This is a genomic window from Psychromonas sp. SP041 (assembly GCF_000470315.2).
GTDB lineage: Bacteria > Pseudomonadota > Gammaproteobacteria > Enterobacterales > Psychromonadaceae > Psychromonas.
In genome coordinates this window covers 15,327-30,459 of sequence record NZ_CBRF02000019.1, presented here as the reverse complement: position 1 = coordinate 30,459, position 15,133 = coordinate 15,327, and the positions used below count along the sequence as shown (strand labels likewise).

The 15,133-nt window shown below is 37.0% G+C and carries 17 protein-coding genes and 1 riboswitch; of the genes, 11 read left to right on the top strand and 6 right to left on the bottom strand.

Going from position 1 to position 15,133, the window contains the following annotated elements; translation table 11 throughout:
* Positions 1–85 precede the first annotated feature (85 nt).
* From SP041_RS11925 to SP041_RS11900, 6 genes are all read right to left on the bottom strand, one after another.
* Positions 86–256 carry a DUF2496 domain-containing protein gene (locus tag SP041_RS11925; protein ID WP_081695337.1) on the bottom strand — a complete coding sequence of 57 codons (171 nt, stop codon included), beginning with the start codon at positions 254–256 and terminating at the stop codon, positions 86–88.
* Positions 249–812 (bottom strand): primosomal replication protein PriC, encoded by a 564-nt coding sequence (gene priC, locus SP041_RS11920; RefSeq protein WP_025563142.1) that lies wholly within the window; start codon positions 810–812, stop codon positions 249–251. Before priC ends, SP041_RS11925 begins: the two co-directional genes overlap by 8 nt.
* Positions 797–1,579, bottom strand: coding sequence for a TSUP family transporter (locus tag SP041_RS11915; protein ID WP_025563141.1), 783 nt, complete (start codon positions 1,577–1,579; stop codon positions 797–799). Before SP041_RS11915 ends, priC begins: the two co-directional genes overlap by 16 nt.
* 1 nt (position 1,580) lies before the next feature.
* Positions 1,581–3,638: an ATP-dependent DNA helicase DinG gene (dinG, locus tag SP041_RS11910; RefSeq protein ID WP_025563140.1), complete on the bottom strand. Its 2,058-nt coding sequence runs from the start codon at positions 3,636–3,638 to the stop codon at positions 1,581–1,583.
* A 161-nt stretch (positions 3,639–3,799) separates the two neighbouring features.
* Entirely contained in the window at positions 3,800–4,435 is a 636-nt protein-coding gene (gene narL / locus SP041_RS11905) for a two-component system response regulator NarL (protein ID WP_025563139.1), read from the bottom strand.
* A gap of 107 nt (positions 4,436–4,542) precedes the next feature.
* Positions 4,543–6,054, bottom strand: a complete 1,512-nt coding sequence (locus tag SP041_RS11900) for a histidine kinase (protein ID WP_025563138.1) — start codon at positions 6,052–6,054, stop codon at positions 4,543–4,545.
* Positions 6,055–6,322: 268 nt separating this feature from the next.
* A riboswitch (molybdenum cofactor riboswitch) is annotated at positions 6,323–6,473 on the top strand.
* Here SP041_RS11900 and moaA point away from each other — a divergent pair.
* From moaA to moaE, 11 genes are all read left to right on the top strand, one after another.
* Positions 6,464–7,441: a GTP 3',8-cyclase MoaA gene (gene moaA, locus SP041_RS11895; protein WP_037048114.1), complete on the top strand. Its 978-nt coding sequence runs from the start codon at positions 6,464–6,466 to the stop codon at positions 7,439–7,441. (Overlaps the previous riboswitch by 10 nt.)
* A 176-nt stretch (positions 7,442–7,617) precedes the next feature.
* Complete coding sequence (gene napF / locus SP041_RS11890; protein ID WP_240791462.1) at positions 7,618–8,085, top strand: ferredoxin-type protein NapF; 468 nt, start codon at positions 7,618–7,620, stop codon at positions 8,083–8,085.
* 73 nt (positions 8,086–8,158) lie between these two features.
* Complete coding sequence (locus SP041_RS11885; RefSeq protein WP_025563135.1) at positions 8,159–8,434, top strand: chaperone NapD; 276 nt, start codon at positions 8,159–8,161, stop codon at positions 8,432–8,434.
* Complete coding sequence (gene napA / locus SP041_RS11880; RefSeq protein WP_025563134.1) at positions 8,431–10,926, top strand: nitrate reductase catalytic subunit NapA; 2,496 nt, start codon at positions 8,431–8,433, stop codon at positions 10,924–10,926. The genes SP041_RS11885 and napA overlap by 4 nt, the downstream gene beginning before the upstream one ends.
* Positions 10,927–11,044: 118 nt before the next feature.
* Entirely contained in the window at positions 11,045–11,512 is a 468-nt protein-coding gene (locus tag SP041_RS11875) for a nitrate reductase cytochrome c-type subunit (RefSeq protein ID WP_025563133.1), read from the top strand.
* A gap of 15 nt (positions 11,513–11,527) precedes the next feature.
* Entirely contained in the window at positions 11,528–12,106 is a 579-nt protein-coding gene (locus SP041_RS11870; protein ID WP_025563132.1) for a NapC/NirT family cytochrome c, read from the top strand.
* A 335-nt stretch (positions 12,107–12,441) separates the two neighbouring features.
* Positions 12,442–13,080 carry a molybdenum cofactor guanylyltransferase gene (locus SP041_RS11865; RefSeq protein ID WP_240791461.1) on the top strand — a complete coding sequence of 213 codons (639 nt, stop codon included), beginning with the start codon at positions 12,442–12,444 and terminating at the stop codon, positions 13,078–13,080.
* A 143-nt stretch (positions 13,081–13,223) separates the two neighbouring features.
* Positions 13,224–13,742, top strand: coding sequence for a molybdenum cofactor biosynthesis protein B (gene moaB, locus SP041_RS11860; RefSeq protein ID WP_025563130.1), 519 nt, complete (start codon positions 13,224–13,226; stop codon positions 13,740–13,742).
* A complete protein-coding gene (moaC, locus tag SP041_RS11855; RefSeq protein WP_025563129.1) occupies positions 13,742–14,224 on the top strand; it encodes a cyclic pyranopterin monophosphate synthase MoaC in 483 nt (160 codons plus the stop codon). The genes moaB and moaC overlap by 1 nt, the downstream gene beginning before the upstream one ends.
* Positions 14,225–14,233: 9 nt before the next feature.
* Positions 14,234–14,482: a MoaD/ThiS family protein gene (locus SP041_RS11850; protein WP_025563128.1), complete on the top strand. Its 249-nt coding sequence runs from the start codon at positions 14,234–14,236 to the stop codon at positions 14,480–14,482.
* Positions 14,483–14,935, top strand: coding sequence for a molybdopterin synthase catalytic subunit MoaE (gene moaE, locus SP041_RS11845; protein WP_025563127.1), 453 nt, complete (start codon positions 14,483–14,485; stop codon positions 14,933–14,935). It abuts the gene before it with no gap.
* Positions 14,936–15,133: the final 198 nt, after the last annotated feature.

The following is a 15,133-nucleotide window of genomic DNA, read 5'->3' as shown; positions in this document are numbered from 1 at the left end:
TCTCCTTTTTACTTCTATTTCTACTTCTATTTTTTATTACTTACTTTTTTATGCGCTTTTAAACATTTCATTTATTCTGAATAGGTTATTTCTTTCGCTTATTTTTAAAGTCTGCTAATACAATTTCTAACGCTTGAATCGTTGTTTCTAATTCAAGTTCATTTTCTTCTAACAGTTGTATTAAATCGACTGCTAGTTTTATTTCTTCTGGTGCAGTTTCTAGACTGGTACTTTGTTCATTTTTACGGTTAATCATTGTCTAATGCTTCCATCTTAAATTCTAATGATTGTGTGAACTCATTACATTTTTGATAACGTTCTTTGAGTACGCCGACTCTGGTTTTATGTATTTCTTTATGTGCACTAGTCGCATCTCGATAAAGGGTATTTTCTTCATCTATCATGGCTAACAACCTTTTTTCATATTGATACTGGCGTTGTAACTGTTGGTATACTTTTTCTTGCTGTGTGGAATAGCGTTTATATAAACCTTCCGCTTTTCCTGCATCCAACTGATTCACAATATTCAATAAAGCTGAAAATTGATTGATAAACTTTTCGCATTCATAATTGATGATGGTATTACCCATGTCTTTGGTAATAACGTGTTTTAAATGTTCAAAGGTGGTATGGATTTGTTGGCAGTAACCAGACAGGGTTAAGCTACTCGCATTAAATAAATGTACTTCAAAACGAAATGATTTATTTTCTGATAAAGTGACTTTATTATCCCACTCCCGACAACGCAAACTAAGCGCTTCAAGCTGTGTAAATAAAGCGTTTAAGTGTTTTAAGTCTATTGACTGAACCATGCATTATATCCAAGGTTAATGGCCATTATTAACACAATAATAATGAACAAAGGGCGAATAAACTTAGCGCCGAAATAAATAGCGGAATGGGCGCCAATAAAAGCGCCTAACATTAAACAAGCACCCATGGTTAAACCGATAAACCAATTGACTTGACCAAAGTATATGAAAATTAACAGTGAAACAAAATTACTGGTAAAGTTCATTGCCTTTGCGATACCGCTGGATAACAAAATATTTAAACGGTACAAACGCATATTTGAAATAACCCAAAATGCACCCGTTCCTGGGCCTGATATTCCATCATAAAACCCTAAAATAAGCCCCTGAATTCGTTGTTTAACTTTTAATAAGGGCGTTTGCTCGGGCAAGATAGCATTATCAATTTCTTTGACTCGGCTAAATAAAGTATAAATAGCGGCGGCTAATATCACTAACGGTAGAAACTTATTGAGGAATTCTGTAGAAATGTAATTGACCAAAATTGTGCCACATAATGCACCAATAAAAGTACTATAAAAACAATGTTTCCAAAACTGTGGATCAAATAACTTCTTTCTAAAGTAAGTGAAAGCCGCTGTACCAGAGGCAAAGCTTGCAGATAGTTTATTGGTTCCTAGGGTTAAATGTGGCGGTAAACCAACGCTTAATAAAGTAGGGACGGTTAACATTCCACCTCCACCTACCACAGCATCAATGAATCCTGCAGCTAGGCCTACTAATGCTAATAGCATCCAACTGTTTGGATCTAATGCAAACTCAGTCATCTTATTTCTCTACGTTTAAAGCAAAAGGAGGAAGGGAATCGATTAAGCTTTTGCCATATCGCTTGGTAACAACTCGTTTATCTAAAATAGTAATTTTTCCTGTATCCTCTTCTTTACGAATTAATCGGCCACAAGATTGTATTAATTTTTTACTGGCCTCTGGGATAGTTATTTGCATAAACGGATTACCGCCTTTCGATGTTATCCATTCTGCATGGGCTTCTTCGACAGGAGAGTCTGGCACAGCAAAAGGCAATTTAGTAATCATAAGGTTGGTTAGGTAATGCCCAGGAAGGTCTAACCCTTCAGCCAAGCTACCGGTACCAAATAAGATACTCGTTAACCCTTGATCACAGTTCTTTTTATGAGTGGTGATCATTTTAGTACGCGATGTTTCACCCTGTACTAACAAAGACGTTGGAAACTTTCGACGTAATTTGTCTGCGACCAAGTTCATTTGCCAATACGAAGCAAATAAAACTAAGTTACCTGCTTTGTCCTCTATACGTTGAGCAATATTATCGATTAATTCGTTATCAAAACCTTTCTCTGTTGGGTCATACTTCATCTTCGCCACATTCAACGAGATAGCAGGGTAGTCAAATGGCGATTTTAAGCGCAAGTATTGAGTGCCGTCATTATTTTTTAAGCCAGCTTGACGCATAAAGTAATCAAAACTGTTTAATGAGGTTAACGTTGCTGAACATAAAATGACACCTGCCGCTTGTGACCACAACATATATTCTAATAAACCACCGACTTCTAATGGGCTCGCACAGAGTGTGAATCCATCATTTTCATTGTTTACCCATGCCGCAATAGGAGCTTGATTTGTTGCTCGGTCTTTTAATAACATTTTCCATAATGCTGCTAAGTTTTCTAAGCGCTGAATATAGAAACCTGTTTCAATTAAAATTGGTTCAGCATCTGATAACTTAATACTCGCGTCTTTTAATTCTTCAGAGGTAATATTTGATAGCTTATTAACGGCACTTAAACATTTTTTCGTTTCTTCTTTTAAACTAATTAATGCATTAACAATCGGTTGTGGTACTTCACCCATCGAAAATCGATATTGGTTTGATTTATTGTAATCGAGTGGGTTATCTCTAAAATAGAGCTCAATACTTTTTAAGTCATTAACCATTTCGTTAGCACTTTCTAGCATATTAATACCAGGCGTGATGGTCGTTTGACGATGCACCACTCGGTTAACATGGGCACTGACTTGTTTTATTTTTTTAAGCCAATCTTGGCTGGTTTTAATGTTGACGTTTGCACTTGAAAAATCACGCGAAATTTTTGGTAAGTGATGTGCTTCATCCAGTACATAAAAACAAGCATCTGGTTCAGGTAAAATAACACCGCCACCTAACTCTAAATCAGCCAACAATAATGCATGGTTCACCACAATGACGTCTGCTTTATTGATATTATCTCGAGCGCGATGAAATGGACATTGACGATGATTCGCTAAGGCTTTTTTACAACTGTGTTTATCTGAAATGATTTGTTGCCAAATACGACGAGGAATAGGCATTGGCCAACTGTCTTGATCGCCATTCCATTTTCCGTCTAAATATGCATTTTTTAGTTTAGCTAATAATTCAGTATCGCCAGCCTGCGGCTTTTCTGCGAACAATAATGTTTGCTCTGGATCATTCGCTTGGAGATTTAATAATTTATGCTCACAACAGTAGCGTTGTCTGCCTTTTGCTAACGTAAAGGTAAACTTATAATCGCTATGCTGAAGAAAGAAGGGCAGCTCTTTACTGATTAACTGCTCTTGTAAGGTAACCGTTGCAGTTGAAATAATAAGCTTTTTGTTGAGTCTTAATGCGACCGGCAAACCCGCTAAAATATAAGCTAATGATTTACCAATACCTGTACCTGCCTCGGCGACTAATATACGACGTGACTTGTCATAATTCCCTGCTAGCACTTTTGCTATTTCTGCGACTAAATAGTTTTGAGCTTTACGCGCTTTGAATTGCGGTAATGATTGAGTAATAAGCTCGTAGTTAGTGCGAATTTCTTTTTTGAGTGAGTCTGAAAGCATAAATTTTTTGTATTCTCGGTGCATTAACAAACAGAATAGTAAACGAACAAAAGCAAAAAACCTTTATTTCGGGAGTTTACCAAAATAAAGGTTATTTAGCTGAGATAATATCGCTATATGTTATTTCATAACACCGATTTACTTTCTAATGTGAGCGTTTATTACTTGGGTTGCTCTAAGAATAATACTGCTGCTTCAACACGAGACTTAATTGCTAATTTTTTAAGTAAGCTTTTAACGTGTACTTTTACAGTCCCTTCTGAAATATTAAGATTTTCAGAAATTTCTTTGTTACTTAATCCTCGTGAAATTTCTTCCATGATTTGATTTTCACGGCGTGTTAATGTCGCGATTTTCTCTCTAATGTTGTTTTCTTGATCTAAACAATCTAAATATTGTGTTAAACCTTCACTCACCACTAATTTACCTTGTTGGATACGGTGTAAGCTATCCAATAAGATTTCTGGATCGGTATCTTTTAATAAGTAACCGTCAGCCCCTTGGTTGATTAATGAAATAACATCTTGTTTAGCATCAGATACCGTTAAAATAACAATTTTACTGGTGATACCATCATTTCGTAATGCTTTAAGCGTTTCTAAACCGGAAACCGCTTTCATGTTTAAATCTAACAACACCATATCAGGGTGTTGTTTCTTTACCATGCTGACAGCTTCGATACCATTGGTCGCTTCGTCGATAACAACAAAGTTCGGGTCAATACTTAATAGTTGTGTAATGCCTTTGCGCATAAGGGGATGGTCATCAACAACAATAACGGTAGATACATTGCTCATTTGTGATTCCTTTACTGGTAATATTTAAATTAAACATACTAAATCAGTATAAATGTGAATTTAAGAAAATAATAAACATGAAATATAAATGATTTTTTAATAAAAAGCTAAATTTCAAATATAAGTTTTATTTCTGTGCCGACGGGTAAGTTTTTGATTTCTAATATACCATTGAGCTCATTTGCTCTTTGGTTCATGATTTCTATTCCATAATGGTTATCTTTACCTGGTTTTTCTTCTATTCCTACACCATCGTCACAAATAGTAATAATAACCTTTTGTGTTGCAATTTTTTGGTCAATAACCACACAATTAATAACAATGTTGTCACAATTTGCATGTTTCATCGCATTTATTATGGCTTCTCTTATTATTTGTAATAAATGTATATGTTGATTGGCATGGGTTTGGAAGTTGGATTCAAATAATCCTAATTGGATTTTTGCTGCTGTTTGTTTTTGTAATTGAGACGTCATGATTAACACCGCTTCTTTAAAGTCAGAAACACTGATGTTTAATCTGAAAGTAGAAAGTAATGAACGAAGTTGCACATAAGCATCGGTAACCGCTTCTTTAATATTACCTACTGAGCTTTTAACTTGTTCACTGTCGGCATTTGAATCAATTTGACGATTTAATACCGTACATTGTATTTTAAGGAATGAAAGGGCCTGTGCGATAGAGTCATGGAGCTCACGAGCAATAACACCTCGCTCATCCATTAATAATAGTTTTTGTTCTTGTAAGCTGTATTCTTCTTGATATAAAGCACGGGCTAACAAGCTGCTAAAGCTAACGATGATAGATGTGTTTTCATCTGTTGCGATTGCTTGAATATAGTTTAAATAACCATAAGGTTCGCCATTAATAATAATAGGGATACGTTTGTTATTTTGATTTTCAGTTGCACAGCCATAGTCACTGTCTATCTGCACACCGTTTACAAGTTCTAAACATAATTTTGTCAGGTTAGTTTGTTTTGCTAATGCGTTTAACGCTTCAATAATAATAGGGTGAGTTAATTTAACCGTACTTAGCTTTTGAGAAATAGTGAATAAGAATTGAATACTTTCATTGGCACTTTCTAATTCAGTTTTTTTATCGAACACTTTCTTTTGCATGGCCGCAATTAAAGACTCAAGCTCTGCTGACATGCTTTTTAAACCCGTTGAAAGTACACCAATTTCGTTTGAATGATCTAAAAACTCAACATTAAAATGATGGTTAGAAATTGACAGAACATTTTCTTCTAATTGATTAAGTGGTGTGACTATGTATCGACGGCAATAAACTAATAGAAATAATGAAATAAGTAATATAAATAAAAAGACGACTATTTGAGAAATGAAGATAACCGACGCTTCTTTTTCTAACAGGAGGTCATACTGTTTCACCGTCAACATAATGTTATCGACTAAATTTTCTAGTTGTATGTCTAGTTTAGCATCTGAGAGTTCACTGAATTTTTCTTGTAGTGTTAATAATTGAAACTTTAGCTCTGTGTTTGCCGTGGAAATATGAGTAACATCAAAAAATTTCTTTTCGAGTAACTTATTCGCAAGCCGTGGTGAGAACTTATTAAACGAAGTAACGATGTCATTGCGATCGACTTTCTTCATGTTGATGAAGTTTTGGGTTTCATGTTTGAGAATAACCAAATTTTTAATTGCTTCCCTATTAATATTTTGGCTATGCGTTGTCGTAAGGAAAATAAAAATATGAGATCCTGATATGATTAATATCAGTAAAGCGATCGTTGTAATCACTTTCGTAATAGAAAGTGAATGAAATAGTAGATTAATCTTCATACATAGTTAAGACATAGTTAAGAATTGTAGGTAACATGTTGATTGAGTTTCCGTTATTAAAGGAGGCTTATGTCATTTATATTTAATTTAGCTCCGAGCTTATATCGCTAACTTTAACATATTTTTTTAAATATGCGATATAAGCCGCTTAACTGATAAATGGTTAAGAAGGGTAAACTTAGAAATGGGTTTGCCTCCCGTGTTTGGAAAGGAACTGACCATGCAACTAGTTGATAAGTATCATCGAAAATTTGAATACTTACGCTTATCTATTACTGATGAGTGTAATTTCAAATGTAATTATTGTTTGCCAGATGGCTACCAACGTACTCATCAAAAGCAATTTTTGTCACAAAATGAAATACAAAACCTAATTAATGCTTTTGCAGAATTAGGCACCAGTAAAGTGAGAATTACAGGTGGAGAACCGAGTTTACGTAAAGACTTCCCTAATATCATCGAACAGATAGCGAATACTGATGGTATTAAGAAGGTGGTGACAACCACTAATGGGTTTAATTTAAGTAAACATGCCGAAGATTGGTTTGAAGCTGGACTAAGTGCCATTAACGTCAGTATAGATAGCTTGGATGCCAATACTTTTAATCTTATTACGGGTAAAAATATTTTCCATAAAGTAATGGAAGGTGTTGATGCTTGTATTACTGCGGGCTTTGAACAAGTCAAAGTGAACAGTGTATTAATGAAAGGGTTAAATGATAACGACCTCAGTACATTTTTAACTTGGATAAAAAAACAACCAATACAACTCAGATTTATTGAGTTAATGCAGACCGATGATAATGCAGAGTTTTTTAATCGGTATCATCTCTCTGGTCAAAGCATTAAAGATGTCTTACTAAGTCAACAATGGGTTCAAAAAACGCGACATGCTAACGATGGCCCTGCGGAAGTTTTTTCACATCCTGATTATTTGGGAGAGATCGGTTTAATAATGCCTTACAGTAAAGATTTTTGTGATAATTGTAATCGATTACGTGTTTCTGCTGTTGGACGTTTACACCTTTGTTTATTTGGTGAAGATGGCGTTGATCTTCGCCACTTGTTACAAAATAGTGCTGATAAAGCAGAGTTAAAATCGACTATTTTAGCCGCTTTAAAAGAAAAGAAATCCTCACACTTTCTTGATCTAGGGTTAACAGGCGGTACTCCTCACTTAGCGTCTATCGGCGGTTAGTTACTCATTTGCTTATAATTTCTCCGCTTTTGCGGAGAATGTCTAAATACCTCATAAATTCACTTGATCCAAATCAAGCAACATCCAATCAGTCTCACTTCATAAAATAGTTCTGCTACAGTTACACTTATCTTATTTTACATTAAATTAACATTTATTTTATGCCTATGGTTGACATGCAAAAGCGCAATTTATTTCGACGTAAATCTGAGCTTATTATTAATAATTTAATGCCGTGGATTGATGACAAACAGCAATTTTTGGATAGCTGTACTCAATGTGGACACTGCATAACAAGTTGCCCTGAAAATATTATCTTAAAAGGAGACGGTGGTTTCCCTGTGATTGATTTCTCATTGGGAGAGTGCACCTTTTGCGGCAAATGTGCTGAAAGTTGCCAAGAAGATATTTTTACACCAATAACAGAGCAAGCTTGGCATAAAAAAGCAGTGATTAGCGATGCCTGTTTAGCACTTGAAAACGTGTATTGCAGAAGTTGTGGGGAAAGTTGTCCTGAAGAAGCGCTACATTTTAAAATTGGCATTAATGCAGTTCCAGAAATTGATTTAGAAAAGTGTAATGGCTGTGGCGCCTGCTTTTCACCTTGCCCAACAAGCGCAATTAATATTGAAGAAAGTAGATGATGCCATCAGATGATGGCAATAAAAATAGAAAGTTAGGTAAGGGAAAGGTGAAGACAGTCAATGAGGAAAGTAAATGAGAACAGATGAATTGCATATATCGAGCTTAATTGTTCATGTTAAGCCTGAAAATATATCAAACCTTAAAACTTGCATTGAAGAGTCACAACAAGCGGAATTGGTCACGGTCACTGAAAAAGGTAAAGCCATTGTAGTGATAGAAGCTGCAAACCAACGAGAAATAATGAAGTGTATTGATAATATTAATGACATAGACGGCGTTGTACATACGAGTCTTGTTTACCATGAGTTTGAACAATCTACGCAAAATAACAGCGAGGAAGCACAATGAAATTTACCAGACGTGATTTTATGAAAGCACAAGCAGTGGCTGCTGCAGCAACGGCAGCAGGCATTGCATTACCTGTCTCTGCGAGCAATATTATTGCCAGTAAAGATGCTACTAAAATCAAATGGGATAAAGCGCCATGTCGATTTTGTGGTACAGGTTGTGGTGTGCTAGTAGGGACACAAAATGGCAGAGTGGTCGCTACACAAGGTGATCCAGAAGCACCTGTTAATAAAGGACTTAACTGTGTAAAAGGCTATTTTCTTTCTAAAATAATGTACGGTAAAGACCGCTTAACAACCCCCTTATTAAGAATGACCAATGGCGTCTATGATAAAGAAGGCGAGTTTGAACCTATCTCTTGGGATGAAGCTTTTGACATCATGGCTGAAAAATTTAAAGCCGCTTTAAAAAAGAAAGGGCCAACGTCAGTAGGTATGTTCGGTTCTGGTCAATGGACTGTGATGGAAGGTTATGCTGCGAGTAAACTATTAAAAGCAGGTTTTCGCAGTAATAATTTAGATCCTAATGCGCGTCATTGTATGGCCTCTGCCGTAGGTGGGTTTATGCGTACCTTTGGTATTGATGAGCCAATGGGTTGTTATGATGATCTTGAAAATGCTGATGCCTTTGTCTTATGGGGATCAAACATGGCAGAGATGCATCCAATTCTATGGTCGCGCTTAACCGATCGTCGCTTAAGTAATCCCGATGTACGCGTGCATGTATTATCTACCTATACGCATCGTTCTTTTGAGCTTGCAGATAACGGGATGATTTTCACGCCTCAAACTGATTTAGCGATTCTTAACTTTATTGCAAATTACATTATTAAAAATGATGCGGTTGATAAAGACTTTATCAAAAAACACATTAATTTCCGTAAAGGTACTACAGATATTGGTTATGGCTTACGTCCTACTAATCCTTTACAAGCGGCGGCTAAAAATCCTGACTCAGGTGCTTCAACGCCAATGTCATTTGAAGAGTTTGCTGATTATGTTTCTGAATTTGATGTCGAGTATGCTGAAAAAATGTCAGGCGTACCTGCTGATAAACTGATTAAACTTGCCAAAATATACGCTGATCCAAACATTAAAGTAACGTCATACTGGACCATGGGCTTTAACCAACACACTCGTGGTGTGTGGGCTAATAACTTAATGTACAACGTGCATTTATTAACAGGCAAAATATCAAAACCAGGTTCAGGTCCGTTTTCTTTAACGGGTCAGCCATCTGCTTGTGGTACTGCTCGTGAAGTGGGTACGTTCTCGCATCGTTTGCCTGCAGATTTAGTGGTTAATAATCCTAAACATCGTGCTATCGCTGAAAAATTATGGAAATTACCGGAAGGGACTATTCCTGCTAAACCTGGATATCATGCCGTTTTACAAAACCGTATGTTAAAAGATGGCAAATTGAATGCTTACTGGGTGATGTGTAATAACAATGTGCAAGCGGCTGCCAACATTAATGAAGAAGTTATTCCGGGTTACAGAAATCCAGAGAACTTTATTGTGGTATCAGACCCGTATCCAACCGTCACGGCGCAACTCGGTGACCTTATTTTACCGACAGCAATGTGGGTTGAAAAAGAGGGGGCTTACGGTAATGCCGAACGTCGTACACAAGTATGGCATCAACAAGTTAAAGCGCCTGAAGGTGCGCAGTCTGATTTATGGCAAATGATGGAGTTTGCTAAACGATTCAAGATTGAAGAGGTTTGGAGCGAAGATTTGATCGCTAAAATGCCAGAAGTTAAAGGCAAAACCATGTACGACGTACTGTATCGAAATGGCAATGTTGATGCATTTAGCTTAGATGAAATCAAAGATGATCAACTAAATGATGATGCGCGTCATTTTGGCTTTTACGTTCATAAAGGTTTATTCGAAGAGTATGCAAGTTTTGGACGTGGCCATGGTCATGATCTCGCACCTTATGATAGATATCATGAAGAACGTGGCTTACGTTGGCCTGTGGTGAACGGTAAAGAAACACAATGGCGTTTCAGAGAAGGTTCTGACCCTTATGTAGAAAAAGGAACCGGCTACCAGTTTTATGGGCATGCAGACAAAAAAGCGGTTATTTTTGCTTTACCTTACGAGCCACCTGCAGAATCTCCAGATGAAGAATATGACTTATGGTTAAGCACTGGACGTGTACTTGAGCATTGGCATTCAGGCTCGATGACAAGACGTGTACCTGAATTGTATAAAGCATTTCCAGATGCAGTTGTATTTATGCATCCTGATGATGCACAACAACGTGGCTTACGTCGCGGGGATCAAATTGTGATGGCGTCAAGACGCGGTGAGCTAACGTCTCGTGTTGAAACGCGTGGTCGTAACCGTCCGCCTAAAGGCTTAGTGTTTATGCCTTGGTTTGATGCAAAGCAGTTAGTCAATAAGATAACGCTGGATGCAACTGATCCATTGTCAAAACAAACTGACTATAAAAAATGTGCCGTTAAAATCACTAAAAAAGCCTAATTAAATGCGGTATTTATAATGCCGCTTAATTATATGATTGAGCACTTATTTAAATTTAGCGCACTTTGTTACAACGGATAACTTATTCATATCAGTTGTAACAAAATGGAGAAAGAGTATGAAAAAAATATTAACAGCGATCTTCACTGCCTCTGTCATCGCATTTTCTTCGCCTGCTGTGTTTAGCACAGAAGAAGTTGTTTTAACTCATAATGGTGGCGTGCCCTCGTTACGTGGTTTAGTTGAAGTTTCAGATGTAAATAAAGCAGAAGCTTTAAAAAAAGTACCACGTGAACAACACTTGATTGATCGAAATTATGTGCAACAACCGCCTTTAATTCCTCACTCTATTCGAGGTTATCAGGTGAATTTAAACGCGAATAAATGTTTGTCATGCCATAGCTTTAAAAATGCCGGTGCGATGGGGGCAACGAAAGTAAGCGTCACGCACTTTATTACACGTGAAGGTACAACATTGTCAGATGTGTCACCTCGTCGTTACTTCTGCTTACAGTGTCACGTAACGCAGGCAGATGCTAAGCCGTTAGTAGATAATACATTTACCCCGGTTGATTCGTTACGCTAAGCAGGAGCACAAAATATGCTTAAACTATTAAAGCGTTTATGGGTGATCATGAAGTCACCTTCAACAGCCTCGTTTGGCTTTATCCTGGTCATTGGTTTTCTAGGAGGCATTATCTTTTGGGGTGGGTTTAATACTGGAATGGAGGCAACTAATACAGAAGCCTTTTGTTCAGGTTGTCATGCGCCTATCGTAAAAGAAATTCGTGAAACCATTCACTATTCTAATCGTTCAGGAGTGCGTGCTATTTGTTCTGATTGCCATGTGCCACATAAATGGACTGATAAAATTGTGCGTAAAGTACAAGCATCAAAAGAATTGTTCGCATTTGCAATGGGGACAATCGATACTGATGAGAAATTTAAAGCACGTCGTGCTCATTTAGCTAACCGTGAATGGCAGCGAATGAAAGAAAATAATTCACAAGAATGTCGTAATTGTCATCAATTTGAATATATGGACTTCAGTGAACAAGGTAAACGCAGTGTAAGCCAACATTCAACAGCGCTTGCCTCTGGTGATAAAACCTGTGTTGACTGCCATAAAGGGATTGCACATCAATTACCTGATATGAAAGGTATTGAAGGCTGGCAGTAATAAGTAACACTCTATTTGGCAATTGAGTACGGAGTAAATTGATTATTTAGTGTTGATGACTCAATGTTTATTACTCTCAAAACAATGATTTGTTCAGCTTAAATAAATAGTTGAACAGATCAGCAACGTAGTTGTTACAATGGTTTAGATACTAAAATTGGTGTTTTAATCAATAAAAAGGGGCTTATAGCTCCTTTTTTGTTTATGGTATAAAGCGAGTTAAACGATGTACAACGTTGAATAAGCTATTTATCGTGATTGGTATGATATTGAAATGCTCCAATTTAATAGCGATACAGAGCAAAGTAAGTATAGTTTTATTTTTTAGTATGGAAGTGCATGAAAGTGTATGGAAATCATTAGGTGTTGATGTGAAAATTGCAGGTGTTGTTTTAGCGGGTGGACAGTCATTACGAATGGGGCGAGATAAAGCGACGCTAACTATTGCACAACAAACTTTATTGGAACGAAGCGTTGACCTATTACATCGCGTTGGGTTCGACGATTGCTTTGTAAGTGGACAATATGAAGGCTTTGATTGTATTGCTGATCAACAAACTGACTTAGGCCCAATTGCAGGAATTGCGGCATGTGCTAAGCAGCTTTATCATGATTATGACGCAATGTTTATTATTCCTGTCGACATGCCGTTATTAGCTGAACAAGACTGCCGTTATTTACTACAGTATTTTCTGACATTAAACACAACAAATACTGAGTTATCGATCCCGCAGGGTGTTTACTATCAGAAAACAACCTTTCCTATGTTGCTCACATTAAACCAAGCGTTGTTAGATTATTTAGCTGACGTTGTTACTACCACCAATAAAAAACACCGTTCTTTGTATCGCCTACTTGAATCCCTTGATATAAAAGGGTTTAATCAAAAAGAAGAAAACGCATTTCGATTTGAAAATACGAATACTCCGGAACAATGGCAACACTGCTTAACCCTATTACGTGCGATGCAATAAACAATGTAATCAAGGCCATACCCAATTAAGCAAAGCAATGCCAAATAAAGCAATACCAAATAAAGAAAAGTGATACTAAATAAGAACAAAAAGAATTAAACAATATAATCGTGTATTTTAGAATGAGATCAACAAGGATTAATATGAGTCATTTATCAAGCCAAGAATTTACTGCTGCAAAAATTGCAGTGTTAACAGTTTCCGACACGCGTAATGAAACGACTGACACATCAGGTGGGTATTTAGTTGAAGCGTTAACGACGGCAGGTCACCAACTAGTCGATAAGACAATTGTCATTGATGACCCGTATAAAATCCGCGCAATTGTGTCGCAGTGGATTGCAGATGAGAAAATTGAAGTTGTGTTAATCACAGGTGGAACTGGTTTTACAGCCCGTGATACAACGCCTGAAGCGGTATCTGTGTTATTTGATAAACAAGTAGAAGGATTTGGTGAGTTATTCCGCGCTGTTTCTTATCAGGAAATTGGATCTTCAACGATCCAAAGTCGTGCATTAGCGGGTTTTGCTAACAATACCGTTATTTTTTGTATGCCTGGTTCTACTGGTGCTTGTAAAACAGCTTGGACTAAAATAATTGAAGAGCAAATCAACGCTCAACATAAACCATGCAACTTTATGCCGCACCTAGGAGCTAAATAATGTCTGCTACTTTTACCCATATTAACCAAGATGGTAAAGCTAATATGGTTGATGTCACAGCAAAAGAAGTGACGGTTCGTCAAGCTATTGCTGAAGCCTATGTCGATATGTCAGCAGAAACCCTAGCATTAATTGTTAATGGTCAACATCATAAAGGTGACGTATTTGCCACTGCTCGCATTGCAGGCATCATGGCCGCTAAAAAAACATCAGACATTATTCCATTATGCCATCCACTTGCCTTAACTAAAGTCGAAGTGAATATCACTGCAGAGCCTGAATACAATAGAGTACGTATTGAAAGTCTCTGTAAATTATCGGGTAAAACAGGTGTTGAAATGGAAGCATTAACGGCTGCATCGGTCGCAGCATTAACTATTTATGATATGTGTAAAGCGATTCAAAAAGACATGGTTATTTCCGCTGTGAAGTTGTTAGAAAAAACAGGTGGAAAATCTGGCCACTTCAAAGCCGCAGAATAGGGTTGTTAAATGATTAAAGTACTTTTTTTTGCCAAGCTGAGCGAACAACTTGGTTGTCGAGAACTACAAGTCGATGCGACTGCCGTTGAAAATACTGATCAGCTATTTCAATATTTGATTGAACACAAAGCTGAGTGGAGCACTATTTTAACGTCACAGCTTTGTTTGAAAGCTGTCAATCAAGCGATGGTTAACGACAATGTGTTATTAAAAGACGGTGACGAAGTAGCTTATTTCCCACCGGTGACAGGCGGATAAATGATCAGTGTTCAAGAACAAGACTTTAATCAGCAAGAAGAATACGACCGCTTAAAATGTAAAACATCGGTCGGTGCCATTGTGACTTTTACAGGCTTAGTACGTGATATTAATAATGGTCAAAGTGTTAGCGATTTATCGTTAGAGCATTACCCTGGTATGACTGAAAAGTGCTTAATAGACATTGTTGAACAAGCAAAACAGCGTTGGAACATTATTGAGTCGACTGTGATTCATCGTGTAGGGCACTTGGCTATTTCAGACCAAATTGTATTTGTTGGTATTGCCAGCCAACATCGTGGGGATGCGTTTGCTGCCTGTGAATTCATCATGGATTACTTAAAAACTCAAGCACCATTTTGGAAAAAAGAAACCATGTCGAATGGCGAAACTCAATGGGTAGATGCTCGCGAAGTCGATCAAGATGCGCTGTCTAAGTGGGCTGTTAAATAAAACAGTAAACTAATTCACGTGGTGATTTAGTTGCAATAATAGGCTTTTTATTAATCGGTGCACTATGTTGTTTTACTATATTGTTTTGCTATGTGGTGCCACTGTATGATGCTGCTATGTTTTATTGTTTAATGGCGCTTTTAAGTGGTTAATACGTTTCATCGTAAAGTGATTTGGTTTTATTTTTCTAAGTTATGT